The organism is Rhizobium sp. A37_96 (assembly GCF_053521765.1).
Map to the genome: position 1 here is coordinate 117264 of NZ_JBNWDS010000013.1, position 24362 is coordinate 141625.

A 24362-nucleotide genomic window follows, 5' to 3' on the forward strand; every position below is an offset into this window, starting at 1 on the left:
CGTGTAGATTTCGGCGGAATAACAACTAAAGGGAGAGATTTATGTTTAAGACGTCAGATGACCTTCTATTCGTTGGGAAAGGCGGCCAAAAGGAATTCGAAGACGCAGTTGCCGGCAAGTATGGCCTCACACCCGGGCGAATGCTGATACTGAAGCAAATATTCGCCAACTCCGCGTCCGATAACCTCTCGACGCTAGACGACGCTGGGTTTCATGCTTGGTGGCGCAACATATGCGCGAACCCCGATCGTTATGGCATGGTCGCCGGATCATTCGTAGGACTATCAAATAACGCACAAGTTCCGATAGACGATCTCGGCGAAGTCATGACAACGGTTGTAAGACTTGAAGGCCCGAACGGTGGCACCGTCTATAGGCTGACGAAGCATGGTATCGCAGTCTTTCGTCTCTTCACCGACGCTTACAAGGTGAAGCCGTAAAGCCTTCAAAAAGGCGATAGGCTGTGAAGACGACCTATCGCGCTCGCTCATCAATACTGCGTTGAGAACGAACTCCCGACCTTGTCGGCGAGGTGCTGCCAACCGAAGCCGGCCACAGGGTGGGTCCCGTCTGCTGTCATCGTCGCCGCGTTCAGCTCATTGATGCCGCAGACGGGATACAGGTCAACGGCAGGGATTTTATAAAGCTGGCAGACCTCGACAACCATTTTCCCGTATGCGTGCAGATACTCGCCATTGGTGTTCGGCGTCGTGTCCGAGTTCACCGGATCGGCCAAACCGTTGACCTTCCGGAAAATCGGTCCCCAGAACATGAGCTTCAGCTTCGGATATGCACCAAGCAGATGCTCGATGATGTACTTGATCGAAGCGGCGTAGCTCGTCTCGCCTGCAGTGTCCGAAGATGCGCCGATGGTTTTGATGACGTTCCAGTCGTTGGTGCCATAGCCGATGACGACATAATCAACGGTAGTCCAGTCCAGGGATTTCAGCGCGGCGACTTTAGGACGGTGATCCGTTCCGGTATCGTCATAGAGCGTTTGAGCCGCCGCCACCAGCGCCGTCCAGTCGCCGGTCGCAATGGCGAGGGCCACGCGCGTTCCGCCAAGCGGACCAAGATCGGTCACGTCGCGGCCCTGCATGGTGGTGCCCCCCATGCCGCCATTCGTCACGGTCATGCCAGTGCGGGTTGCAAAGCGGGCCGGATAGTCGCCATTGCCCGTCAAGCTGTCACCGATACAGACGGCCACCTTGCCGGCCCATGGGGTGCTCCTCTGACCGCCGCTTTGCGCCCACGATGGATAAACCGACGTCGCAGGCTTGATAATGCGAATCCATTTGATAGTTGGATCAGGAATGATCGTGATCGTCTGAATTACGAAATTGGAATTATAGAAATCAACTTCAAGCAAGCATGAGCCAACACCGGTCGGCGCATCGGACAGCGCGGCCGAAATGATATAGAGACCGCCAGCCGTTAGGCTATTGAAACTCCCCGTCGATATTGCGCCACGATAGACGCCGCCGCTACCGACATCGTACCAGGCGTTATAAGTCGATGCCGATGGGCGGATGGAACGCGCCCACTTGAGGCTTGGCTGACTGAGGCTCGTGTAGATTTGTTCGATCCACGTCCCGAACACGCGGACGTCCAGAAAAGCAGTGGTCGGAGCGCCCGTTGGCGCATTCGTGAGCGTCCCTGAAATCAAATAGCGACCAGATATTATGAACGAATTCAGGTCGCCCGAAGTCGGATTGGCAAGGTATGCTCCTGAGCCGGCGACAGGAGACCACGAGCCGATCGCCGATGTAGAAATGCGGATGGATCTCGCCCATGCTTTCGACGGGTCCTGCAGGTCGTAATAGGTCTGCTTGACCCAATCGCTATTCTGGGCCTCGACAATAACGCCTGCTGTCGTCGGCGCGTAAGTGGGAATGTCCGTCAGTGCCGCAGCGATCAGATAAAGACCGGGCGTCGTGAGCGCGGATACAAGTCCGCTGCTGACCTGATTTTTGTAAATGGATTGGATGATGGTCGGATCGATCACATTCCCGGTGCGGATCCACGCGGATAGGCTGAGGCTCCATTGATACTCCCCAGCATCATTTGCCGTTCCAGAAACCGGGGCGCCGGATGAATTTAGATAATAACCAGTATGTGTACCGGTCACTGCATTCGGAATGCGGCCGAGCTGACCGTCTAAAGTCCCGGCCTTAGCCGGATTCGTAGATAGGTCAGTCCAACTCGTTCCTTCAATGTAGCCTTTGCTCGAAGCTGAAATCTGGCCTTCCAGATCGGAAACAGCCGCGTTCAGATCGTTCGGCTGCACAGCGGTATCAGCCTTTGTCCCTTGAGAGGCCGTGGCGACCAACAACCCAATATCGTCCGGCTGCAGCGCCGTATCGGCTTTCGCACCCTGCTCATCTGACGCTAGACCAAGACCGATGAGTGATGCTTTGAGGGCGTCGGCATCGGCCCCAGGTGAGGAGAAGTAATCAATAAGTTTCTTTGTATCATCGCTCATATAGCGGAAGCCTCACGCGCCGATCGATTAAAGGGCGCGCCATTGAAGTTGATCGAGGATTTGTGAGGAGGTCGGATATCAGCATTAAGAAAAGCAGGAGGATCCGCGATCCTGACGCCCTGCCGTCCCTTGAGAAATCTAACCAACGACGTTTGTTGGCCATGACGCGGCATCGATCTCAGCAGAAGTTGTAATGGACCCTGACGATATAGCGGCCCCTATGGCGGATTCGGCATCAAAACATCCGCTCACAAAGTTCATCACAGCCTTAGCCATGGACAGAGCATCTTCCTGGTTCAATGTAAAGAACGATCCATCGGAGCATTTAAAGCTGGTAGAAAATGAAGGCCCAACGATATTGGCTGCAAGCGCGACATTCCCAATTTTACTCTGGCTGTCGCGGTCAGTTGAAATATCGCGACTCATGAACGAAAATCCGCCAGTTTCCAAAAGAAAGCGCTTCCCTGCCGTATACGCGACTAGGTCAGCTTTATTGACGACAGCGACCGGTGGCGCCGTGAAAGCTCCATCGGAATAGAGCCAGCCCTGCTGGACGCCGTCGTTGCACTGGACAAGTGATTTCAGAAAATCAGGATGAAACTGCTCTTCAAGAGTGGTGCCGTCGACGGGCGTGATGATTTCGGTAACGACGCCTGAGGCGACAAATGCATAGTTCATAGTTTTACCTCAGGGATAGAATTTGACGATGATCATGCCGGCCGCACCCGAACCCGCTAGGCCAGCACCAGAAGCACCACCTCCGCCCTGCCCAGGGAAGTTTCCTGCTGAACCAGTGGCGTTGCTTCCATAAATGAAGTTGACAAACTGGGAGTGGCCACACCCCCAAGATGCACCGCCAAGACCAATGATGGCGGCTGAGTTACTGCCTGTATTGAAAATGCCTTCACCGGCCATACCAGGAATACCCGTACCGCCTGATCCACCCGTCCCGCCGATGCCGGCACCACCCGCGCCAGTGCCAGAGTATGGAGCACCGCGACCACCGTTGGCGGTGAGATAGGAGCCGAAGGATGTAGTCCCACCATTGCCTCCCCCTCCTGCCCCACCGACGCCGCCGGCGCCCACTGTGGCTACAATGGTCTGTCCTGTCGTTAGGCCAGTGAAAAGTCCTTGCCGATATTCGCCGCCGCCGCCACCGCCGCCATATCCAACTGCTGACCCGCCACCGCCGGCGCCGCCGCCAGCCCAAGCCTGAACCTCGGCGCGGGTCTCGCCCGGCTGGACGGTAAGCGTTGTTGTCGATGTCAGTATTAAGACGCGGGTCGGACCGACTATCAGCGCTGTCGCTGGATTTATGAGCTGTAGCGATCCTGGCGCGACGACCAACTTGGCGACGCTCCCGGCCGCCAGATCTCTTGGCTTTAGCGCGCTGCCATCAACTCGCGTAATCGGCAATGCCCCGATACCGGTCGCTGTCAGGGTGACCGCATCAGTATTGCTATTGGAAATATAGACTGAGAGCGGCGCACCAACGAGATCAACCCACGATGACGGAACGGGGTCTAGCGTGATCGACAACGCATTAGCGCTGCCAGCCGCTACAAAATAGTTGACTCGCTGCAGACGCATGGCGGTGACAAGCTGCGTCAAGTCACCGTTCGATGGCGTCAGGCCGTTCTTTGTGAGTACGTTGACGATTTCCCGCTGGGGATACTCGACCGCAGCCGCTGGAATGATCGACCCCTGGACGCCAGACGACGGGTTGCCGTTGACGTAAGGCGCATCGGTATTGGACGCCTGATCGTATGGTTGATTGTACTTCATCGAAAAAATGCCCAATAAAAAAGGCCCCGAAGGAGCCTTGATTGGAAGGAAAGGTGCGGGAAGACGGCTAGAATGCGCCGGTCAAGTAGTTGCCATCGCTATCGGTCAGCAAATTGCCTTGGCTGTCAATGAGGACGACCGTACTAAAGATTGAGTAATTGAATGCAATCTCGGTGTGGGCTGGATGCCATCGTCGAAGCACGCATTCCAGATCGGTTGCAAGGCCTATTGTGACCATACGGTCTACGCCGACCTCGCCACCGCCCAAGCCGGTCCTGAACCAAGTCTCGCGATTGGTCGTTAGGTTGACGGTCCACTGGAAGCGGATGCTGGCGGGACCCAATTCCCAACGATAATCGCTGGAGTTCGTACCGGTGCGCGTATCGCCGCAACCACTGACGCCGGCCATATACGGCGCGTGTTCCTGAATGTTTATGGTGTACCCGAGATCGCGAGCAATACCCTCGAAATAGGGAATCGACTGACCACCCACGGAGGTCATCTTCTGGACCAACGCAAGACGCCGGTCAGCGATCGTTACCGCTTCCGCAACGCATGGATCAGGAAGGCCCCATGCGGCCTCCCACGAATCGAGCATTTCCGACGTGATGCGCGGATCGCTTTCGATCTCCAGAAGATCTGCCGCCCGAGCATCAACAAGGGCCCAGCTGCTTGCGAGCCCGCTCAGCACCTTCATAAGGAGCGCATCGGGCTCCCGCGGCCAAGCAGGACCCGTTGGCAGGTTATCTGCCATTGCCTGCTGGTAATCTGATTGGGTGCGCCTGACATGCATATCTGCTTCGGTTCCGCTAGCCATAGGTTATCGTCCCGAGAACCGCCATCGATCCCTTATCTGGCATCACCTGATCGCCCATCGCCAGAGTGAAACTCTCAACGCCAGACGCATCAAGAATCGCGTCAGAAACCCAAGCCTCGTAAATCGTCTGCGCATCTTGCGCGACGCCATTCAGCGAGTAGGCTGGCTTGGCTCGATCATTCAGCATGGCAGCGACAGCATTTGATATCGCTGCGCGCGTCGACGAGCTGTCATCCATGAGGTTCGTGATGGTGAAGGCGATAGGATACAGCGTCGGCGCAAGGACGAAGAGATCCTTTGTCGAAACGGGCCTCACAGTGTCCAGATGCGCTTTGACAGTCGCAATGTCGCTATCATTGGGCAGGCCGCCATTCGACGCGCGCAGATCGTCCATCATGAATCGCACCGTCACTGTGCCGTCACCCATCTCAAGCGGCGAACACCATGCGCGGGTGACACCCGGCACCTCCAGAGTCCACGCCACATAGTCGTCGGCGTCGCCACCTTGCGGCGGTTTCTGGATTCGGTCCAGCACACGGTTTCTAAGCGCATTATCGCGCTCCGCATCCGCACCACCCGTCAAAGAAACGACTATCGCCGTGCCGTCGACACCCGTGAGAGCGGTGGTAATCGAAAGAGATGTGCCGGCATCGAGATTGCCGGCGGCGCCGGCGGTCTGCGCAACAATGTTGCCAGTCGTGTCACCGGGCCCGAGCGTAATATCCGCCGGCGTCTTGAATGTGATTGCGCCGTTGCTGAGTTCTGTTCCCGCCCTGATTAGCGTTCCAGCAGTCCCCGTGAAGGTGGCCGAGCCGCTGGCATATGATGCTTGCTTCCTGCCGTCCTTCAGCCAGATTGCCGCGTGACGGTCCAGCCACTCGTCTTCGGCTGTGTCGGGCAGCAGTTGCTTGGATAACCAATCCAGATACTGCAGGGTGAGATGCGCCATAGCGCTGTTGCCGTCCGTCATGATCCTGAGCGGACTGTTCGGAATGATCGAACCAAGCTTTGTGGCGGAAATCATCTGGTCGCGACCGCGCTTGCGCAGCGTCGCGAGATCGGGTGTTGACCAGGTCAAGATATGTCATCCCATAAATCTTCGAATTGCAGAGAGATCAGGGACTTGTTTCCCCTGTACAGCACAATCGAGGCGGCGATGCTCGTTTCGTCGTAACGCTGCACATCCACATCCAATTTTGTTGCTATTTTTCGATCCAAGAACGGCTGCAGGCACTCGATAAGATATGTCTTGGCGCGAGCGACGGTGGCGCCGTATTTATAGTTCTCGTCGGTAATCTTGGCGCGGTTTAGAAGCCAAAGGCGGCTACCGACCTGCCACCCTCCCCAGATCTCCTCAGCATCAGAGTCGCCCCACCACCCGCGAAGATCGGTATCGCCGTCCACCGGCAATTCATCATCTGGATTGGCTCGTCTGTCCGTGCCGATTGCCATCAACACGGCCGAAATCAGGTCATGGGTACTGTCGAGGGTGTTTTGATCCGTCGTCAGCCAATCAAGGTAGATGGCTTCTGTCGCCTGTCCTGGCGCAATGCGAATGTTGCTCAAGCCGGCACCCCCGTGTTGTCGCCGCCAGCTGTGACGCCAGTATGAACGTGATCCACGCCAATATTCTTGCCGTCATGCGTAACCGTGCCGCCCTCGATCGCTACTCCGGCCGGAGAAATCGTCATGGTGACGCCGCCGGCAGTTATGGTGAGAGGATTTCCAGCGGTATTGATATTTATGCCGCTGGCCGCGAGATGAACTTCGGCGCCATTGTAGTGGTAGAGCGTCACGTCGCCGGCCGCGCGCCCCTTGGGGCGGCTCCGGCGGTCGCCGAAGGCAATAACGACTGGGTGCGACCTACTGCCGCCGACGAACCCGATAATCGCTTCCGCGCTGCCATCATTACCACTCGCAGCGGGAACAGCGGTAAGGCCATAGCTTTCAAAGTGTTCGACGTCGGAAAGGCTCTCGTCCTGCAGGCCGATCAGATTTAGTGTTCGCAGCTTGCCGCCGTCCGTGACGGACTTTATGCTTCCACGTGCAATTGTCATGAAGGTCTCGCGTGATGCGCTAGAAAATAACTTCCTGCCCCTTGGGGCCGTCCACCGTTGGGCTACCTGGGGTGATGTTGGTCGACGTGGCCTTCTGAGCGTCTGTCTGCTCTGTCGGCGTGCTTTGCACATCAACCGGAGATGTGACCCACTTCTGAGCTATGAGCGTCGTGCGGGTTCCGGATTGATCCTGGGTGAAGGCAACCTCAGCAATCTGTAGATCGGATGTGCGCAACATCAGCATTGGCGAGTCAATCGACACATGGTCGGAAACCTCCGGCAGACTACCAGAAGATAAGAGCCATCCCTGATACACGATGCGAACAATAACTTGCTGGCTCAGAGACAGCAGTTGGGATTGTCCGGCCGCCTGCTTCAAATCGTCAGCGTCGGCTGGGATGTCGGCCTGCACCTGTTTGCTGGTGCTGTAGTTCGATCCCTTCGCGTCGGTCTTGCCTGAATACGCGCCACGGTTCTGCGCCGGCGTGCTGTTGTCGGTTCCGCGCTGCTGACTTACGACTTCGACGCTGGTATCTGGCGCATTTTGAGCAAGGCAGCTTGCAGAAAGGATGTTGCGCCCCTCAACGAATTCGGCGGTTGGCTTTTTCTCAGCATTGCCGCGTGCAACCACGTTGCCGTTCTTGTCGTCATGAAGCCAGATACCGCGATACTTCGAAAGCCGCGACAGCAGCCCGAAAATCGTCTCTCCCGGCTCAATATTCACGTATTTAAACGGCTTGTCCCATCCGGTCGGCGGGTTGATGGCCTTTAGTGCAATACCAATCGGAGACAGCACCTTATTGGCGATCGCCTGAAAGCTATAATTTTTGAACTCGCCATCCTTCAGCGGGATGGATTGCTTGACCGCTGGGAGAACCTGTGATGCGAAGGTTACCCGCACGGAGTGGTTGTTGGCATCATAAGCAGCCTGCCGCTCATGGATGTGTCCGGATGCAAAGAGCTGACCGGCGAGCTTCACCGTTGCCGAATCGCCGGGCTTGATCTGCAGGGCCTGCCCCACCGCGCCGTTAAGACCCGCTTTTTCCGTGACGCTGAGGGTCACCATACGAACGAATGGATTTATGCTGGCGGTAGCCGCTACCGAGTCCCAATCACGGAAAACCTTCCCGTTAATGGTGACCTCGCACGTCTCTTCAATTTTTGGCAAGACGGATTACTCCGTGAGCGCTCTGATGCGATTCGGCATAAAAGCCGGGTGAACTGGGCCGTTCTCATTGATGATCTCGTTGGCCCGGCTTGCGTCGCCATAGAGTACGTTCGCCAACGTAAGGGCCGTTCGGCGTTTACCGAATGTGTAGGTCGTCATCTTTGGTAGCTGACTGGCTCGCTGCGATAGGTCGTAAGCGACGGCCCCATGGAGCGCGATGAACGCTTGATACGCTTCCGATTCAAGATGGTCGGCGGCGTAGTCTTCAATCGCCACCAGGTCATCTACCATACGGGCAAGCAGAGCTTCCGCCTCGCTGCGACTCGACAGAACGGCATTCGATACTGCTCGACTTTCCTCCGCAATGCACATTCTGAGAAGCATCTGCCGCATTGTGATTCCTGCGGCATAACTCGGCACCAGAGCCGAAATCGTCAACCTGATCGCGTAAAACTGATCTGCTGTCACGCTGGCTGCCGTTGCGGCGGCGAAAGCGGCAAGAGCGGTCGAGCCTATAGATGCGGACTGCAGAAGGGACTTCGCGTCCTGCTTTAGCGTAGTACATGCTCGATTGAGAGCCGCGCCTTCGTCCGTGGTGCCCAGCGCCAGTGCAGATAGGTTGTCTGCCGTGTTCTGCACAATCGCCACGGCTTCGTTTAATTCAGCTCTGGTCAAACGATTATCGCAGTGTCTGCGGCAGTTACGGCAGCGCTACCCGCGCTGTCGGCCGCGCTCGAGGTGGCGGATTGTGTATCTGCGGCTGCCGGCGTGAATGGACTGGTTCCGGCCTCGACCAGAAGGATTTCGAAGCGGGCCATGCCGCCCTCCTCGCGTTGCTCTGAACAGCTATACCCCTCACAGACAACATTCATGATGCCCATAGTGGGATGGATCAGCGTGCCGCCGCCCTCAGTATCAAGGGCGGCAATCAGTAGCTCGCGGTATATGGTGTAGTCATCACCAATAACGTAGGCCGAAATCGAAAACTTGCGGGCGCGACGTCCCATGTCTTCGGTATATGGATCGTCGCGCTTGGGATATTCGTGTGTTACGGCACGCCGGCCGCCGGCCTTTGATCCTCCATCCACATGGAACGGAGCGCCGCGGAACGACGCCGGAAGCAGCAACTGCCTCCAGAGCGGAGATGACATCTTTTTTCCTTAGATGGCAGCGTTTACAGCGACACGGACTTGCCGCGATCGATCTTGAGACCTTGGAATAGCTCGCTATCGCTCTGCTTTACGGTGACGGGGTGATCCTTGCTGTGGACGTGAATATCCACCTTGCCGGTTGGGGGCTTAACTGCAGCAGCTGCGCCACCGAGGCCTGCGTTCGCTGCCTCTTTTGCGAGAGACTTTCGAAGCGCATTTGCGATTGCGGCGCGGTTGTTGAACTGGCGCGGCCCTTGATCCAAAGGACGTTCGTATTCCTTGATAGCCAAGCGAAGGACTTCTTGGGCGCTTCCAGCCTTCACCGCCCTATTCCAGATGCCCGTTTTCTTCATTTCCCAGATCATGGCCTTCGTCTGGTCATCCATGCTGGCGCTTCGCACGTCGATACCGGTGCCCTTAAGGATATCCCTCACACGAGGCATGTGCCATTGCGCAGATCCGAAGGCGGTCGCCCTACCGTTCACATAATCGCCGCGCTGGTCATGGCCGTAGCCGGATTCGGCTCCCATGGTCGCAGCAGCCCAGGTGATGGCATTTTCGCGAGACATGCCGGCCGCCATGAGGCTGTCGACAATGCCCTTCGCGCGCTGTGCTTTGCTGCCAGTGGGTATGGGAGCCGTACCAGCCCTGCCGATATCGAAGCTGCCGCCAGTTCCACCACCGCCGAATGTTGCACGTCCACCGCCATACGATACCGTCTGGAAGCCGTCGCCACCGCCCATACCGCCCGCAGCTCCACCGCCAAGGTAGCTTTGAGTGAAAGCAATCATGCCTAGCTCGACACCCTTGGCAAGGATCGCAACCGCAGCGCTGTCGCGCGCAGTTGATGCGCCGGCGAAAGCCGCCTGCATGCCTGGGTGATATGCGATTGGACGCGCTGTTGCGGCAGAGTCAGAGCTGCTGAAACTGGACTTCTTTGCGCTCGGTAATGGCGCCCAAAATGGGACATCCTGATCAGAACCGGACTGAGTAGATCCAGATCCAGACCTCCACCATTGGAGCAGTTTATCCGCGGGGCTGCCCTTTACGATTCCGCCGCTTGATTCACCAAGACTTCCAAACGGATTTTGCAATCCACTTGCCCAATCAACGATATTCTTGATGTCGGTGAAAAGATCCTGAAAATTCTTGGTGGTTCCAGCCCAGTCGACCTTGTTTATGGCGTCTCCGACATCATGGAAAAACTCCTTGACGTCTCCGACATGCGCGTCAGCGAAATCTTTGAAGGCATCTGCAGCAGCGATAATTTGTGGCGCAAGCTCGCCGCCGACTGAGTTTTTCAGATTCTCAAATGTCGCGCTCAGATGCGAAATCGCATCCTGAAAAGCCTCCGCCTTCTTGGTGTCCTCTTCCGAAGGCACATAGGTATTTTTGCCAGCGGCGGCCATGCGCCTATCGAGCGAGGCCTTGCCATTAGCCCCGAACTCCGCAAAATCCCCCGTACCAAAAAATAGTTCCGACAGGGTGCGCCGCGATTGCGCATTCTTTTGCATGGCAAGGTAGTTGAGTTCCTTCTGAACAACCTCGTCGTTTGACTTAGTGTTGGCCAGATCCTCAGCTATGCCTCGCCCCCCACGAAGGCCGGCTATGGCTCCGTAACTTCCCTGCCGCAGTCGCATGGCGTCGGCATTGCGGGCCGCAAAAGAAAGGCCAGAAGCTATGGAATCGGGATCAATCGCAAGACCGTCCGATACCTGCTGCATCTTTTGCAAGGTAGTGACAGCAATGCCGGTCTCATGCGAAAACTTTCTCATGCGCACGGCATTGTCGGCAAACGATCGAACCGCCGTTCCGACAGCCGTCAATGCGCCAGCGGCGGTGAATGCCCCGGCACCTAGGGCGCCGAGACCGAGACCAGTTGTCAGGCCACCGAATCCGTTTGTGACGGCCTTGCCGACGCCCTCAGCCTCCTTTCGGAGGCTTTCCATCTGCTTGCCGACTTGCTTCATGCCGTCTGTGACTTTTACGTCCTTCAGGCGGCTCACAAGATTTTTTAGCGGCTTGGTGAAGCCGTCGACGACCGTTGCTGGAAGTACCAAAGCCTCAGTCATCGCGGGTCCTTTCCAGGTATTTTAAGGTGTAGCTGTGCAGTTCCGCCAACTCATGGTGTGGGCGAGCCAAAAAATCGAAAGGGTTGACGTGGAATGTCATCGCCAGATCGATGGCCATGTTGACGGCATCGTCGGCTACACCGGCATGAAAAAACCCGTTAGATGCCACCCGAGACTAATCAGGTCCTTCGGTTTAAGCTTGGCAACGCTCGACGGTGGCACGCTGGAAAGACGACTGATCATGGCCGCCATTCGCGCATCATCGATCAGAACACGCGGCGGGTCGCTGATAGGGTCGAACTGAACCGGGTTGCCAACGGCAATGACGTCGGCGCCGGTCGGTTCACGGAGCACTAGCTCCTTCACCTTCTCACCATGCGCCTCGATTTCATAATCGAACGGGTAGATGAACTTTCCGTCTTTCCAGCCTGACATCTCTTAGGTCCCTTCCGTGCAGGAAACGCCTTCGAAGCGAATCTTCACCTTACCATCGGCGGTTTCCATCGGAAGATCGCCGGCCTGCCATGCGTTTTTCAGCGTATAGGTGTGTCCGTTGGCGATTTCAGCCGTCACGGTCGCGCCGGTGATCCCCTTGACGTCGGCGATTTTCCAGTCGTCGGTCAGCGTGAAATCGCCTTCAATGTAAGGCACGACCGGCATTTCAGAATAACCGTGCACATAATCCTGGCCGGCGATACCCGTCCTCGTAACCGAGGACGGCATAATTACCAGATTTCCGCGCAGCGGATATTGACGGCCGTCGACTTTGACGTATGCCGTGCCTGCGGCTCTAAGTCCCATTTTTGTTATCCTTTAGGAAGCGCTGGAATACTGCAGCCTGAACTGCGCGAGGACGGCAAAGATGCGCAGTCCGTTGATGATATCGGGCGGATAAAGGACGTCGACACGATCGGGGTTGGCGCTGTTGCGTTCAACAACAAGGTTGGAGGCAAACGCGTCCAGATTTTCGACCAGACCGTCATATTCCATATCGGAATATTCCGAGACGAGCTCGGCCTTGATGACCTTCGGCGTAATGATGGCCTGTCCAGACGCGAAAACCGTACCATCATTCGCAAGCTTGTGGCGCGGATACTTGCTCGTGATAGCATTCTTCAGTCGGCGGAAGACTTCAGCCAAGGTGTAGAGGGTTGTAGCCAGCGCATATGCGTTGTCGTCCTGTCCATAGCTGTTCGTCTGATACCGCATCGCCTCCCGCATGATCGCGGGATAACCGTTCGAATTTACCTTCTGAATGGCGATGCCTACCGAAACCAGATTGTTCATCTGCGCGATGGTGAAACGATCTTCAGAGGGAGCCGGCAGAATACCAGTCATTTCTAGCGTCTGAAGCGGTCGAGCCGGATCGTTGGTCAAGCCCTTGATAGCTGCAGATGCGTAGGCCGCGGTCCAGTCCCATACGGGCGACGGCGACGACGGCTCAACGGCAAGCACCGTTTCAACCGCAGAATTACCTGTCGGACCCCAAGCCATAAGATTGCTGTAGGTATCGCGTCGGGCGCTCCAAACCGCACCATACAGTTCTCGCATCCAGCCCCAGCGACCGGTATCGCCGAAGCCATATTCGGTGTCGAAAAGAGCTAGGGTACCGGTATCTGTGTATGGCAAGCCGACGAAATCGTACTGGGTTTCGCCAAGCGCGACGATAGCATCATCGAATGTCGGAACACCCGCGCCATTAACCGCCGCAGCGTGCACCAGCTTGATGCCGGCGGGAAGCGACTGGCCGCCATTCGAGCCAAGATAGGTGTCGGTGATGACGATGTCGTTCCCGGTCGCGCCCTTCCATCGGCAAGTATACGTCACCACGGCAGCAGCAGCCACAGCTGTGGACGGAAGCGTACTCAAGCCGTTGACTGCCGCCGCAATGGCACTGGCAACTGTGGGTGCGGTGTCGCCGCTCTTGACACCGACGCTGACTAGCTGACCAGCGACGTAGAGCGAGATAATGCCCGATTCGGTCGCCGTACCAGAAACGGTCGTGGTCTGGGTTGCCGCTACGCCACCCGTAGGATCGTCCACCGCCATGCAATAAAGCAGAGCCGCGGGATATACCTTGAACAGGCGGTAGACCATGCGTTCCAGCATGGAGCCTTCGCCGAAATACTTCTTTGCGACGGCAACCGAACCAATGGCATATACCTTGTTCGAATCTGCGATACCGCTAGCAAGTTTCTGACCGATAAAAATGGCTGGATGACTGGTGGTGCTACCTGTGCCAGCCTGTGAGGAATCGACTTCCGCATAAAATAGCGGCACATTCCACGTCGACGGAAAGGAATTGAAAGAAACAGACATCAAGAATTATCCGTTTTCGCGCTGGTGCTCGACGCCTTGGCCGGTGCCTGATCGCTTTTGGCGATGGCTCCATCCCTAATCAGGCGGAACGTGAATTGATCTGCGAGCCAGTCAGCGCCACCATCTGGAAGGCTGCCGGAGACGGGATGGCTCAGCTTCGCGCCCGCGTTCGCGGGAACGACAAAAACCGTTTTGCTCATGTGGTGGTGATCTTTTCGTTAGGACGCTGGAAGAGCCCACGTCCTGTTGAACGTGTCTGCCGCATCGTCATTGTTCGGCTTTGCCGTGACGCTCAGTGTCGTGAAATTGTCGTTGATGACGGGGTTGTAGATCCAGCGGTAGAAGAACTGGAATTCCAACTGCAGCTCAAGGAAGTAGGACTCGCCTTCCTTCTCGAATATTCGGCGTCGGCGGATGCCATTAATGGACTCGAAGCGGGCGCTCTGATCGGCAGCAAAACCAACAAACGTTGGATCTGTGAGCAGCGTGCTCTCGATAGCGTCGATGTCGCTGTCTATGACACCGTCCGTAACGGATGGATCATCAAAGCCACGCGATACCGCCACGATGATTGTAGCCGTAACGCCGAATTTTGGAGGTCCCGCATTGGCGTCACCATCGGGATCTAGGCGCTCGTCCGCGATGAAGATTGATAGCGCTGGAAGGTCATCCACTGCCAACGTCGGCGTTCCCTGCTTACGGATCGTCGCATAGCCTGGAAGATTCGAGAGGCGATTATAGATCGCCTCTCTGATGGCCGTTGTGTGGCTGGTCATCGAATCTCTTTCAGCTTCAACTCAGCGCCGCCTTGTCCATCCGGAAAAGATGCATCCACCTTGTAGGACTTGCCGTTCAGCGTGACTTTGTCGCCCTCGCGGGGTGCAACCGTGAAGTCGCTAAGCCGAACGCCGAGCGTGACATTTGTGGAGGCCATTTCCGAGCCGTCAGCCAGCATCACGGTTGCAACGGCGCGATCGTAAATGCCGGTTGCCGTATACGGCGGCGCGCTCGGCTGGGACTTGAGAGGCGTGACCATAACAGTCACGCCGAAAGCCGCCATGCACGGCGACAAAACCAGGTTGTCAAAATCCATGGCGGTTTGGCTGCTTAGCTGGCGGTGCCGGTATAGAGGACTTCCGGACGCGTGCAGATGTACAGCGGATAGCTATAGATCTCGAACTTCGTCCAAGCGTTTCGGTCACGATCGGGGATGGTCAGAGCGTACTGCTCCTGGCCAAAAGTGTTGATCCATGGATCAAATTCGGCCGGTCCGTAGGCAACCTGGAACAGGTCGCGGACGCCGACAGGGAAGAAGACTGCGGCGTTGTCGCCAATAGCCACGGTCGACTTATCGTCGGTGCCTCGATAGTTGTGGAAGTAGATGCCACCGAAGTAGAAGGCATCAAACACGGTCGCCTGCGTGGCGCGCAAGCCTTCGGCTGCCTGCCAGTTCTTATATGTCAGCTCGACGGACGGATGCTTCACGAGGGCGTCAAAGAACGCATCACCAACGAGCGCATGAACGGTCGTGCTGCTGGTGAAGCCGCCCTTGGAGGCTCGGGCCATGCCGCGCGCGATCTTCTTGGTGAGATCGTTCACGTTGATTGTCTCGTCGGAGAACTCGAACGCTACTGGCGTATTCGGGGAGATACCCCACTCGGCGAACCAGTCGATGAGAACGCTGCCATCCGAATCCAGCCACTTGCCCTGTAGGGCACCAAGGCGCGCGAACTCTGCGGTCAGGTCGAAGTCGTCCTTGAGACGCGACAGGCGGCGTGCTGCCTCAGCCTGAACCTGCATCAACTCGGTTTCGGTGCCGAACTGGCGAATACCACTCAGCTGCTCTGCATAGAGCGTGAAAGCCTTGGCCCAACGTCTTGTACTGAAATTGCGGATATCGCGCTTGTCATCCTGAAGCTGCGTTGGCGCGGCGCCGATCTGCGACGTCGGGATCAACTGCATGAAGCCGTCTCGCTTTTCGATGGCGATGCTTCGGGTGTTGGTCGGAACTGGCTCGAAAATATTGAGCTCGTTCAGGAACTGCGGCTTGTAAGGGATTTTCTCAAGCGCAGTGGTCAGCGATACGGTGCTAAACGCATCGCTGTTAAAAATGTCCATGCTTGCCATTAGGTAAAATATTCCTTTAGCGGACGGAAATACCGAGCGCCGCCAGCTGGGCGTTCTGGGCCGCGATCTCTGTCGGAGTGTCGATCGATGCGTCGCGTGTGAGTTGCTTGCCATTCACTTCACAAGTGCGAGTGAAAGCCGTCACGGGATGATCAGCGCTCGTCGCATCGACGCGATAGCCGGTGATTGCGGCTGCCGTCTGGGATCCGTCCGTGGCCGCCGGAACGGAAATCACGTATTTTCCGGTCGCCGTGACTTTGCCAACGACTGTGCCAGGCTGAATGACGCCGGCGCCTGAGGCGATTGTGATAACGTCGCGCGAGATGTAGCCGGGCGCTTCGGTAACCAGGAACTCAAGGCTCCATGGCTGCTGATGAAAAGTGGTCATGTATGAAATTCCTTAGCGCTTCGACAGCTTTGCGACGGCCGCATCCCAGCCCTTGGCGGCGTCTTCGGCCTTGGTTCGAACGGCCGCGCCGCGGGCGTTGCTGGTGCGGCCTTCGTTTTCGGCGCGCGCATTGAGAAGGCGACGGCGCACATCTGCCAGCGACACGGCCTTGGTGAGGAAACCAGCCGTCAAGTCATCGCGGCCAGCGAGCGCGCATAGGTCAGCAACCCGGCGTGCGTAGGTCAGGCCTTTGGCCGACGCGCGCGCCTTTCGAGCGGTTGGCTCGTCGGCATCTTCCTTGTCGCTGTCATCATCTGCGTCGGCCTTCATGTCGTCATCCTCATCGGAATCGGCCTTCAGGTCGTCGTCATCGTCCGCGCTGAGATCGTTATCGTCGTCGGCGCGGGCCTTACGGGCCTTGCGAGCCCTCTTGGCGTCGGACGGCTTGTCATCGTTCTCGTCTCCGTCTTCGGCATAGCCGTCATCCTCGGCCTTTGCGAGAATGGCAGCCAACGAGTCCAGCTTCGCCGACAGAGCGGCAAGAGCCGCTTCGGTCTTGTTCATTTTTGGCGTTACAGCCATAGCAATTCCTTTATGCATGGCAGACTCAACTGCCGCGCGTAAATGTTGTGGAATGAGTTTGAGGTTGATCGACGCTTGCGATGGGTCGATGACCTCGTCGCACAGGCCGAACTCAACGGCTTCCTGAGCACTCAGAAGGCGGTTCTCTTTCATCAGAGCGAGAACGTCTTCTTGCGATTGCCCGGTTTTCTTTGCGTATGCCTCAACGTAGCGATCAGTCAGCCTTTGCAGGTCTTCTGACGCAATCCTGAGTTCATCCGCAGTCCCGCCGGCGCCGCCGCTATATGGTTCATGGATCAACATGAAACCATTGCTGGCAATCTCAACGCGATCGGCGGCCATCGCAATCAGGGTAGCGGCGCTTGCCGCCAGCCCCTCGATGCGGGCCGTGATCTGCGCCGGGGACATCGACAGGATCGTGAAAATTGCTTCGGCGGTGAACACATCGCCGCCAGGCGAATTGATCCTGACAATTACTTCGTCCGGGCTCCCAAGGGCTTTGAATTCGGCGTCAAACCATTGAGCCGTAATGCCTTCACCGGTCTCATCGGCGCCGATACCACTGAACAGGCAGATTTCGGCCGGTGATGGCCCCAGAGCCATCACCTTCTTGTTTCGCGTCATCTGGTCGCCTGTCCTTCCAGTTCTTTTTCGTGAGATTCCGCTTCGTCGGGATCGCTGTCGTCTGCCGGCGGCGTCTTGGACAGGGACTGTCCAAGCGGGCTATCGGTCAGCAATATGCCGAGATCGCGAACGCGGCCCTGATCGGCTGCAATGCGGCGATCAGTTTCCTCAGGATCGAACCCGAGCTCCTCGATGACGTCGCTGCGAGACTTGAAACCGTTGTCGACGAGCAGCTTTTCAGCCTGTCCATCCTTCAGCGGGTCGATCCAATCAAAGCGCGGCGGGATCCACTTGACCTTGAGGTACTTGCGACGATTTTGCAGAAAGTCAGGAATATCGGTTTCGCCACTGATGACGGCGTCCGTAAGCCAGCGCGCCCAAACCGGGCGGCACATCTGGAAGACCATGCAACTATGTTGAAGCTGCGCTAGCCTGTTACGGAACTCGACTAGAGACTGACGCGATGAGGAATAGTTAGCCTTGGCATTATCACCCGTCGCCGACATGTACGGCACACCCATACCCGAAGAGGCAGCCAGCAGGTTTCGATACTGGAATGGCTCATACGAGTTCCCGGCTTCTGCAGGTTCGCTGAACTTGATGTCCTCGCCCGGCAGCAGGCTCTGAATAGTTCCAGGCTCCAACACCGGGAACGGTCCATTTTCCCCGTTCGTGGCGATGTCCTCGTCCTCATCGAACATCGCGTCTGGCGCGGCACTCGTCACAAACCCAGCGTACATCGCGGCGAGCTTTTTGCGCTCCAACTCCGCGTCATCATATTGGTCGACGAGGAAAAGCTTGACGATCGATGGCGTGATCCACGGAACACCCCGCATCTGTCCCGGCCGCAACGGGCGGTAAATATGCAAGACCTCGTCGGCCGGAACCCTGACGTAGGTCAGGGGATGAACGCGATAGTATGGATCGCCCGGATAGACAGAATAGAACCAGTAGGCGACGCGGCGGTCGTTATGATCGATCTCTATGCCGTTGATGATGGCGTTTCCGTCATCGGCCATATGGTTCTTGTTGTAGGCCAGCATTTCGCTTTCAAGCAGCTGCAACTGCAGCGGCACGCCCGGCGTATTGTTGCTGCCGGATCGAAAGCGGATAAAGCACTCGCCAGCTTCGAACAGCGCTCGTGCAACTAGGGCCTGCAAGCCATAGAAATCAGTTTGTCCAGTAAAATCCGCCTGGTCGGTCCATTCACGCCAAAGGATCTGCAGTCCGTCCTTCATCCCTGCGTCGTTCAGCAATGGCGACGGCTTGATGCCGGCCCCCACTAGATTGGCAACAAAGGATTCCGCGGCCGACGCCACATATGGATTGTTCCGCAATAGGTCGCGGGAACGTGCCCGCAATTGCTCTCCGTCTGCGGACACGAGTTGCGTCATGCTGGCGCGGGTCGGCTGCCAAGTCGACAGTCGTCGGCGCATCTGCGCGCCTTCGAAACCCATGCCGGTGTAGTATGCCTTGGCCGATTTTGTCTTTCGGCCAAGGCCAAACGACTTCAGAAGAGAAAATCCCAACGATCTACTCCTCAAAGTCGCTTGCATGTAACTGGACGGAATTGGCGCTTGAGTTTTGTGCCGTTCAGGTCGGCCTCCATCAGCGCCTTGAGTTCAAGCATCTGTTGGAGATCTCGATACTGTACCGATTTGCCCTGGTAGCTGACGCTCGTCGCGCCAGCCGCAATCGCAGCGCAAAGCGCCGTGTATTGGGCTTGTGTGTATGTGGACATCGAAAATCCTAGAGATAGCTCGATCGGCTGATGCGCCGAACCGGGCCGCGTCTCCGCGGCGTTTGCGCTACAGGCGGCGGGGCAGCTGGTGCCGGACGCGGAGGTGGCGGCGGTGTTGCTGGAGGAGCCGGAACCGGTGCGGCAACATTGTCGTTCGCTGGTTCATGTGTCTCCTCCGCCGGCGGCTGCTCGGCCTTGGGACGCCGCACGACGTCGAGCCGCGTGCGCAAAGACTTCAGGGCAGCAAAGGCGTAGACGAATGTGTCCAGCGCCTCATTGCGCTTTCCATCACCGCAAACCCACACTCGATACGGCCGTCCATCACGATAGCGTGTGACGGCCTGCTCGACGGTCAGCTGGAAGAAATAATCTGCATCAACTGCTTCATCCTGAGGAAAATGGATGTAGCCAGGCGCTGGCGCTGCAATGCGCAACCGGCCGTAGATCGCATCCTTGGCGGTATCCACCCCAACGATAAACAGATTCTCGTTAGTTTTGGTCTTGGATGCGCGGATCGGCCAAACCGGTTTGGCACCAGGTGCACCCTTGATCGGCCAAACACGTCGCCCTCTTCGGCTCTTGCAGAAGGCAAGAACCATTGCGGCATGATGGCCGCCCGTATCGATCGCAACGGAATGTATGCGGAGCGAGCGGCCGGCGTCCGTGGTCAGCGATGTCAGCAGATATTCGTCCAGGCGCTGCCACGTATCTTGCTGCGATGGATCTCCATGCAGCACGACATAGTCGGCAACCCACGCCTCTTCCCCGGCGCCCCAGCCAATGACCTGTACTTCAAGGCGATCGCCCTGAACGTCAACGCCGGCTGTGACGACACGTACGTCATCCGGAAGGGAATCACGCTCGTAAGTCTCAATGCGCGAAAGCAGCGGACCCGGCGAAACAGTTTCACCGCGCTCCTCCCACGTCTCGCCAAGAACCGTATTCGTCCAGACCTTCAGAAGCTCCGGATGATTCTTGGCTTCAAGGAATTCCGTGACGATCTCTTCCAGCCGCACCCACGGTGACAGGAGGCCCGGAATATGAAAGCCGGCCGTTCCTTTGAACTCCGCAGTCGCGCGCCACTCACCCTGTCGGATTGCGGCCCAGCGCTGTGCGTCATTCCAAAGAGAGCCGCAGTCCTCGCAGACGTAATGCGCGGTTTCTGGCTTGTGCCCCTCATGTGAGTTCCAGTGTACCTGTGACCACTTGAGGTATTGCCCCACGCCACACTCTGGGCACGGAACGAAATACCGTCGCTGATCGCTGTTCTGAAACTCGCGATCAATAACGCTTCCCCCCTTGATTGTGGGGGTTGAACCGACAAGCGTCTTGCGGTTCCAAAATGTCAATTGGCGCTTCTGCGCCAACTTCAACGGGTCGCCTTCGTCTCCGGCTGAGACCGGGTAACGGTCAACTTCGTCGGCTAGTACAATGCGAATTGGTCTCGATGCAAGGCTGGCGGGTGAATTGGCACCAACGATCGTAACCTGGCCGCCCGGGAACGACTTGTGCAACATCGTGTTGCCGCTGTCGCGCGCCTTGCTGTCAGACACCTTGGCAGTCAACGCCGGGGTGTCGCGGACCATGGGTGCAAGACGGTCCTTCGACCAGGCCTGCGCCATCTCAAGTGTCGGCTGCATGATCAGGACCGTGGACGGATCCTGATCGATATAGTAGCCGATGGTGTTGTTCAGGATCTCGGTGTAGCCGACCTGACTGCCCTTGGAGATGACGACCTTCGTCACCGCCGGATCAGCCATGGCATCCATGATACCGCGCTGGTATTCAGCTCGAGCTGTTAGCCACCTTCCTGGTTCGGCCGACGCTTCCGGACTTAGGCGTCTTTCCTTGTCGGCCCACTCGCTTATGGTCAGATCCGGCGGCGGCGTCAGCGCCTTCCAGCAGCTCGTCTGAATCGACTGGTGGGCTAAATGTCCAGTCTCGGAGTCGAGTTCCCGCGAGCTCTTCAAGGGCGTTGTGGATTTCATTCTTCACCACGTCGCGAACAACGACCGTTGACGTCTCCCCCACAATCAGTGGCGCGACCTTCGATGGAATGGTCAGGATCTTTGCCCTGACGCGAGCGAATGCCGATGTGACAGCCGAAACCATTTCTGAGAGTGGCGCTAGCTCGCCACGCGTAACGGCATTCTGAAGCTCAAGCCTGTCGGCGGCTTCCTTGTCCTTGCGCGCACGCTCCTGTTCACCATCAATCTTGCCGGGCGGGACCGCTTGGGCAGCTTCGCGGCCGGCCGCCACCTCGCGGATATGGCGGATGTATTCCAGGCGCACGATGTCGAGATCGTAAGAGCCGCGCGAAGATTTTGTGATGATGCCGCGCGCCACCAGATCCGCCGCAGTGCGCGTATTCACGTCGATGTGCTCTGCAACTTCTGCAATGGTCGCCATCGGCTCAACCTTCCGACGCGAGGAAAGCCGAGTATGATGGCCCCCCTCCAATAAAAATGCTGCACCTAGAGAAACAACGCGGTGGCGCGATCAGCGAGAAGCCATTGAAATCTAAGTACCTTCTGATTTTTTATGCATAGGTGATGATATGAGACATGCACTTATTGCATTGCAGGATGGCTTTTACCTATGCGCCTAACGCATGGCAACCTTCATCGTGTTGGACATCACCGATGTCCCAAGCCGCCGCATCTGAGCTTCCATGCTCACACGGAAGTCGTGTCTGAATGGCACGTCGGGCTTGATCGCAACGCTTGGCTTGAGAACGAACATGCGCTTGATGCCTCGCCCTGCTCCGCCCCATGATCCGCCGGCCTTACTGACCTTGCCTTTCATTTTTCCACGCTTGTAGACGTAGATCGGGTACTTCTTGCCATATGGCTTGAAGATCGCACCATTGCGCTCGAATGCGCCAGCAAGCGCAGCAGGACGTTGTGATTTGGCAATGCCCGTCGCGCCCAAGCGCTGACCTGCAACCGGGACAGCAACGCGATGATGCTCGGTGCGCTTCACGCCACCATCAGCATGAAGCTTGAGGTTGCCTCGTCCTTTGGCGCGAGCGTCGGTGATTTTGACTGTGAGATTTGAGCGGCTAGAGTTCTCGACGCCGAGGGCGAAGGCAATGAAGCCCTTATTTCGCTGCGTCATATGCTGCGGCCATGTCTGGGCAATGAGCGTGCGACGCGTTTCGTGCGCGGCTTCATTCAGGGTTTTGCTGATCGCAAAGGCCATCTGTTTTGGCGATGCTTCGAGACGCTTCGCGGCCTTTTCGAAGGCAGATGTGTCAAAGCTGACCAGAGCCGCCATCGATATACCCAGTAGAAATTGGTTGCGGGAGCTGGATTTGAACCAGCGACCTCTTGGTTATGAGCCAAGCGAGCTACCGTGCTGCTCTATCCCGCAAAACGAAGTGTGGGCCCGAAGCACCAAGCCGCAGCTGGTGCCGGCAAGGGAACGCCACACGCTAAACGGCGATCAACCCGTTCGCCCGGTTTGCACCCGGTAACACATGAAAGCAAAAGCGGCGAGGAGCGTCGGGTTACAACGCCCGTTGCTCAACTCGCCGCACGATCGCCCGTCGCTGGAGGAGGCAGCGCCAGGCAATGCGATAGGGCCACCAACGAAGCCGCACAATTGCCGTTATCTGTGGGGGGTCGTTTCAATAGTTACGCCCACGTTCAGAGGCTGCACCCAACTGCAGCATGACGGAGCGGCGGGATTTGTACCCCTTCATTTCTAAAGGGGTACCAGGCGCCCAAAAAGTCAGGCTCCATCGTTATTTTTTTGCCGACTTCGCCAATTCTCTAGCCTGGAGAAAGTTATCGTTGGCAGCGATGAGCAGCCTGCGACCGGCTTCGATTGCATATTTTCCGTGATATCCGCGAGCTATACCGAGTTCGGCGAGGTTCTTTGCACTGACGGCACGCGTGAGGATCTCGACATGATCGCCTTGCATCTTGGCCAACGTTTGGTGCCAAATCAAGCGCTCGGTAACCTTCGACGCGGTTTCTTCCCAGCCCTGAGACCCAGTGTCACCGGTGGCAATTTTGACAAGCCCTGGAAACAGTTGCGCCAAACTCTTAGGACCGGAAGGGAAGCCATCGGGGTACTTCTTCACAGGCGGCAACACGGCAGTGTTCGCAATAGCATCGGCTAACCATTGCCTAGCTTCTGTCTTGGTCCGCGGCCCGGTTCGCTCCTTTCGCGGCTTCTTTGTGACTGGGCCAGATAATTTGGCCTGAAACAAACCTGCCGGTCGTTCATCTGTTTTCTCAGCGGAAAAATAGGCATTAGACGCAGAGATTTCCGCAGGATCGGGCGCCGCTCCCTTATCCCGCGCGGATTTTTCACGCGTATGAAGTATCGCCCCGATGGGCATTCGAATTTTTGCCGGGACTACCTTCCCCATTACAAGCTTATATCCTCGCTCATATTGGGAGCCGTCGCTGAAGTGTAGTCCTCCCATGCGGGTCACGACCTTGTGGGGATTTCCATTATCGTCGATGTACTCTCCGTATTCAACATCACCTCCCAGAGATATACCATGGACCTCGCGGCTCGCCCGCTTGTGCTCTAACCTCCCGCCCCGCAGCATCATCGGCTCGGCTCGGTACGTCATTTGCACTTGCGCTGATGCTGCCGTCATCTTTTCCAGTGACGGAACAATCTCGACGGTCCGTTCGGTACCAAAGCCATCATCTGATTTCGCGTTGTCGGCCGCGGGAAGAACGCGCCAGTTCGTCGACATGGCCGGTATCTCCGCCAGCTCCGACTCCTCCGCTACCCCGATCGGCCTGCCCCTCATCGCGAGAAGAGCAGAGAGCTCGGACAAATCTCGATGTCGTTGTTTTGACGCCCCGCCCGCGAGTTCGATTATTTCGCGATCGTTTGCCGAGGCGGTGGCTACCCTTGGCGCAACGGCAGCGCGATGGTTAGCTGTTGTGCGATTCAAGCGGCGCCCCTTTCTTGTTTAGCTCGTTGTCATTTGCAGGCACGAGTGATCCGAAATCCGTCATCGTCGGTCGTCGTGCCGCGGCGTCATTGAGCTTTTCGAATGCCGCTCGGCCGTTCTTCAAAACG

28 protein-coding genes and 1 tRNA gene are annotated in these 24362 nt (G+C 57.2%); 1 reads left to right on the forward strand and 28 read right to left on the reverse strand.

Annotated elements, in window-relative coordinates:
* Window positions 1-41: 41 nt before the first annotated feature.
* Window positions 42-440: a hypothetical protein gene (locus tag ACQZ6J_RS25920; protein WP_449086232.1), complete on the forward strand. Its 399-nt coding sequence runs from the start codon at window positions 42-44 to the stop codon at window positions 438-440.
* A 50-nt stretch (window positions 441-490) separates the two neighbouring features.
* On the opposite strand, the gene ACQZ6J_RS25925 is transcribed toward ACQZ6J_RS25920, so the two are convergent.
* The 28 genes from ACQZ6J_RS25925 to ACQZ6J_RS26060 form a co-directional block, all read right to left on the reverse strand.
* The gene (locus tag ACQZ6J_RS25925; protein WP_449086233.1) at window positions 491-2482 is read right to left on the reverse strand and encodes an SGNH/GDSL hydrolase family protein; all 1992 of its coding nucleotides are present in this window, start codon (window positions 2480-2482) and stop codon (window positions 491-493) included.
* Window positions 2483-2620: 138 nt separating this feature from the next.
* Window positions 2621-3160, reverse strand: a complete 540-nt coding sequence (locus ACQZ6J_RS25930) for a DUF4376 domain-containing protein (RefSeq protein ID WP_449086234.1) — start codon at window positions 3158-3160, stop codon at window positions 2621-2623.
* A gap of 9 nt (window positions 3161-3169) precedes the next feature.
* Window positions 3170-4267 carry a glycine-rich domain-containing protein gene (locus ACQZ6J_RS25935; protein WP_449086235.1) on the reverse strand — a complete coding sequence of 366 codons (1098 nt, stop codon included), beginning with the start codon at window positions 4265-4267 and terminating at the stop codon, window positions 3170-3172.
* Window positions 4268-4334: 67 nt separating this feature from the next.
* A complete protein-coding gene (locus ACQZ6J_RS25940; RefSeq protein ID WP_449086236.1) occupies window positions 4335-5084 on the reverse strand; it encodes a YmfQ family protein in 750 nt (249 codons plus the stop codon).
* On the reverse strand, window positions 5077-6162 hold the full coding sequence (locus ACQZ6J_RS25945; RefSeq protein WP_449086237.1) for a baseplate J/gp47 family protein: 1086 nt from the start codon (window positions 6160-6162) through the stop codon (window positions 5077-5079). Before ACQZ6J_RS25945 ends, ACQZ6J_RS25940 begins: the two co-directional genes overlap by 8 nt.
* Window positions 6159-6650 carry a phage GP46 family protein gene (locus ACQZ6J_RS25950; protein WP_449086238.1) on the reverse strand — a complete coding sequence of 164 codons (492 nt, stop codon included), beginning with the start codon at window positions 6648-6650 and terminating at the stop codon, window positions 6159-6161. The genes ACQZ6J_RS25945 and ACQZ6J_RS25950 overlap by 4 nt, the downstream gene beginning before the upstream one ends.
* Window positions 6647-7141 carry a phage baseplate assembly protein domain-containing protein gene (locus ACQZ6J_RS25955; RefSeq protein ID WP_449086239.1) on the reverse strand — a complete coding sequence of 165 codons (495 nt, stop codon included), beginning with the start codon at window positions 7139-7141 and terminating at the stop codon, window positions 6647-6649. The genes ACQZ6J_RS25950 and ACQZ6J_RS25955 overlap by 4 nt, the downstream gene beginning before the upstream one ends.
* Window positions 7142-7160: 19 nt before the next feature.
* Window positions 7161-8309, reverse strand: a complete 1149-nt coding sequence (locus ACQZ6J_RS25960; protein WP_449086240.1) for a phage baseplate assembly protein — start codon at window positions 8307-8309, stop codon at window positions 7161-7163.
* Window positions 8310-8315: 6 nt separating this feature from the next.
* Window positions 8316-8984, reverse strand: coding sequence for a hypothetical protein (locus ACQZ6J_RS25965; protein WP_449086241.1), 669 nt, complete (start codon window positions 8982-8984; stop codon window positions 8316-8318).
* The gene (locus ACQZ6J_RS25970; RefSeq protein ID WP_449086242.1) at window positions 8981-9460 is read right to left on the reverse strand and encodes a DNA circularization N-terminal domain-containing protein; all 480 of its coding nucleotides are present in this window, start codon (window positions 9458-9460) and stop codon (window positions 8981-8983) included. The genes ACQZ6J_RS25965 and ACQZ6J_RS25970 overlap by 4 nt, the downstream gene beginning before the upstream one ends.
* Before the next feature lie 23 nt (window positions 9461-9483).
* Window positions 9484-11532 carry a phage tail tip lysozyme gene (locus tag ACQZ6J_RS25975; RefSeq protein WP_449086243.1) on the reverse strand — a complete coding sequence of 683 codons (2049 nt, stop codon included), beginning with the start codon at window positions 11530-11532 and terminating at the stop codon, window positions 9484-9486.
* Entirely contained in the window at window positions 11525-11650 is a 126-nt protein-coding gene (locus ACQZ6J_RS25980) for a hypothetical protein (RefSeq protein WP_280949840.1), read from the reverse strand. The genes ACQZ6J_RS25975 and ACQZ6J_RS25980 overlap by 8 nt, the downstream gene beginning before the upstream one ends.
* A gap of 17 nt (window positions 11651-11667) precedes the next feature.
* Window positions 11668-11967: a phage tail assembly protein gene (locus ACQZ6J_RS25985; protein WP_449086244.1), complete on the reverse strand. Its 300-nt coding sequence runs from the start codon at window positions 11965-11967 to the stop codon at window positions 11668-11670.
* A 3-nt stretch (window positions 11968-11970) separates the two neighbouring features.
* Entirely contained in the window at window positions 11971-12333 is a 363-nt protein-coding gene (locus ACQZ6J_RS25990; protein WP_449086245.1) for a phage tail tube protein, read from the reverse strand.
* 12 nt (window positions 12334-12345) lie between these two features.
* The gene (locus tag ACQZ6J_RS25995; RefSeq protein ID WP_449086246.1) at window positions 12346-13851 is read right to left on the reverse strand and encodes a phage tail sheath C-terminal domain-containing protein; all 1506 of its coding nucleotides are present in this window, start codon (window positions 13849-13851) and stop codon (window positions 12346-12348) included.
* Complete coding sequence (locus ACQZ6J_RS26000) at window positions 13851-14051, reverse strand: hypothetical protein (RefSeq protein ID WP_449086247.1); 201 nt, start codon at window positions 14049-14051, stop codon at window positions 13851-13853. Before ACQZ6J_RS26000 ends, ACQZ6J_RS25995 begins: the two co-directional genes overlap by 1 nt.
* 18 nt (window positions 14052-14069) lie before the next feature.
* Window positions 14070-14627, reverse strand: coding sequence for a hypothetical protein (locus ACQZ6J_RS26005; protein ID WP_449086248.1), 558 nt, complete (start codon window positions 14625-14627; stop codon window positions 14070-14072).
* Entirely contained in the window at window positions 14624-14944 is a 321-nt protein-coding gene (locus ACQZ6J_RS26010; RefSeq protein WP_449086249.1) for a head-tail joining protein, read from the reverse strand. The genes ACQZ6J_RS26005 and ACQZ6J_RS26010 overlap by 4 nt, the downstream gene beginning before the upstream one ends.
* A gap of 14 nt (window positions 14945-14958) precedes the next feature.
* Window positions 14959-15978 (reverse strand): major capsid protein, encoded by a 1020-nt coding sequence (locus ACQZ6J_RS26015; protein ID WP_449086250.1) that lies wholly within the window; start codon window positions 15976-15978, stop codon window positions 14959-14961.
* A 16-nt stretch (window positions 15979-15994) separates the two neighbouring features.
* Complete coding sequence (locus ACQZ6J_RS26020; protein WP_449086251.1) at window positions 15995-16366, reverse strand: head decoration protein; 372 nt, start codon at window positions 16364-16366, stop codon at window positions 15995-15997.
* A 12-nt stretch (window positions 16367-16378) separates the two neighbouring features.
* Entirely contained in the window at window positions 16379-17572 is a 1194-nt protein-coding gene (locus ACQZ6J_RS26025) for a head maturation protease, ClpP-related (protein WP_449086252.1), read from the reverse strand.
* Window positions 17569-19101 (reverse strand): phage portal protein, encoded by a 1533-nt coding sequence (locus tag ACQZ6J_RS26030; protein WP_449086253.1) that lies wholly within the window; start codon window positions 19099-19101, stop codon window positions 17569-17571. The genes ACQZ6J_RS26025 and ACQZ6J_RS26030 overlap by 4 nt, the downstream gene beginning before the upstream one ends.
* An 11-nt stretch (window positions 19102-19112) precedes the next feature.
* The gene (locus tag ACQZ6J_RS26035; RefSeq protein ID WP_449086254.1) at window positions 19113-19313 is read right to left on the reverse strand and encodes a phage head-tail joining protein; all 201 of its coding nucleotides are present in this window, start codon (window positions 19311-19313) and stop codon (window positions 19113-19115) included.
* 8 nt (window positions 19314-19321) lie between these two features.
* Entirely contained in the window at window positions 19322-21082 is a 1761-nt protein-coding gene (locus ACQZ6J_RS26040; RefSeq protein WP_449086255.1) for a phage terminase large subunit family protein, read from the reverse strand.
* A gap of 16 nt (window positions 21083-21098) precedes the next feature.
* Window positions 21099-21722, reverse strand: a complete 624-nt coding sequence (locus ACQZ6J_RS26045; protein ID WP_449086256.1) for a hypothetical protein — start codon at window positions 21720-21722, stop codon at window positions 21099-21101.
* A gap of 195 nt (window positions 21723-21917) precedes the next feature.
* On the reverse strand, window positions 21918-22589 hold the full coding sequence (locus ACQZ6J_RS26050; protein ID WP_449086257.1) for a hypothetical protein: 672 nt from the start codon (window positions 22587-22589) through the stop codon (window positions 21918-21920).
* Window positions 22590-22608: 19 nt separating this feature from the next.
* Window positions 22609-22685 (reverse strand) — tRNA-Met (locus ACQZ6J_RS26055).
* 373 nt (window positions 22686-23058) lie between these two features.
* Entirely contained in the window at window positions 23059-24030 is a 972-nt protein-coding gene (locus ACQZ6J_RS26060) for a hypothetical protein (protein WP_449086258.1), read from the reverse strand.
* Window positions 24031-24362: the final 332 nt, after the last annotated feature.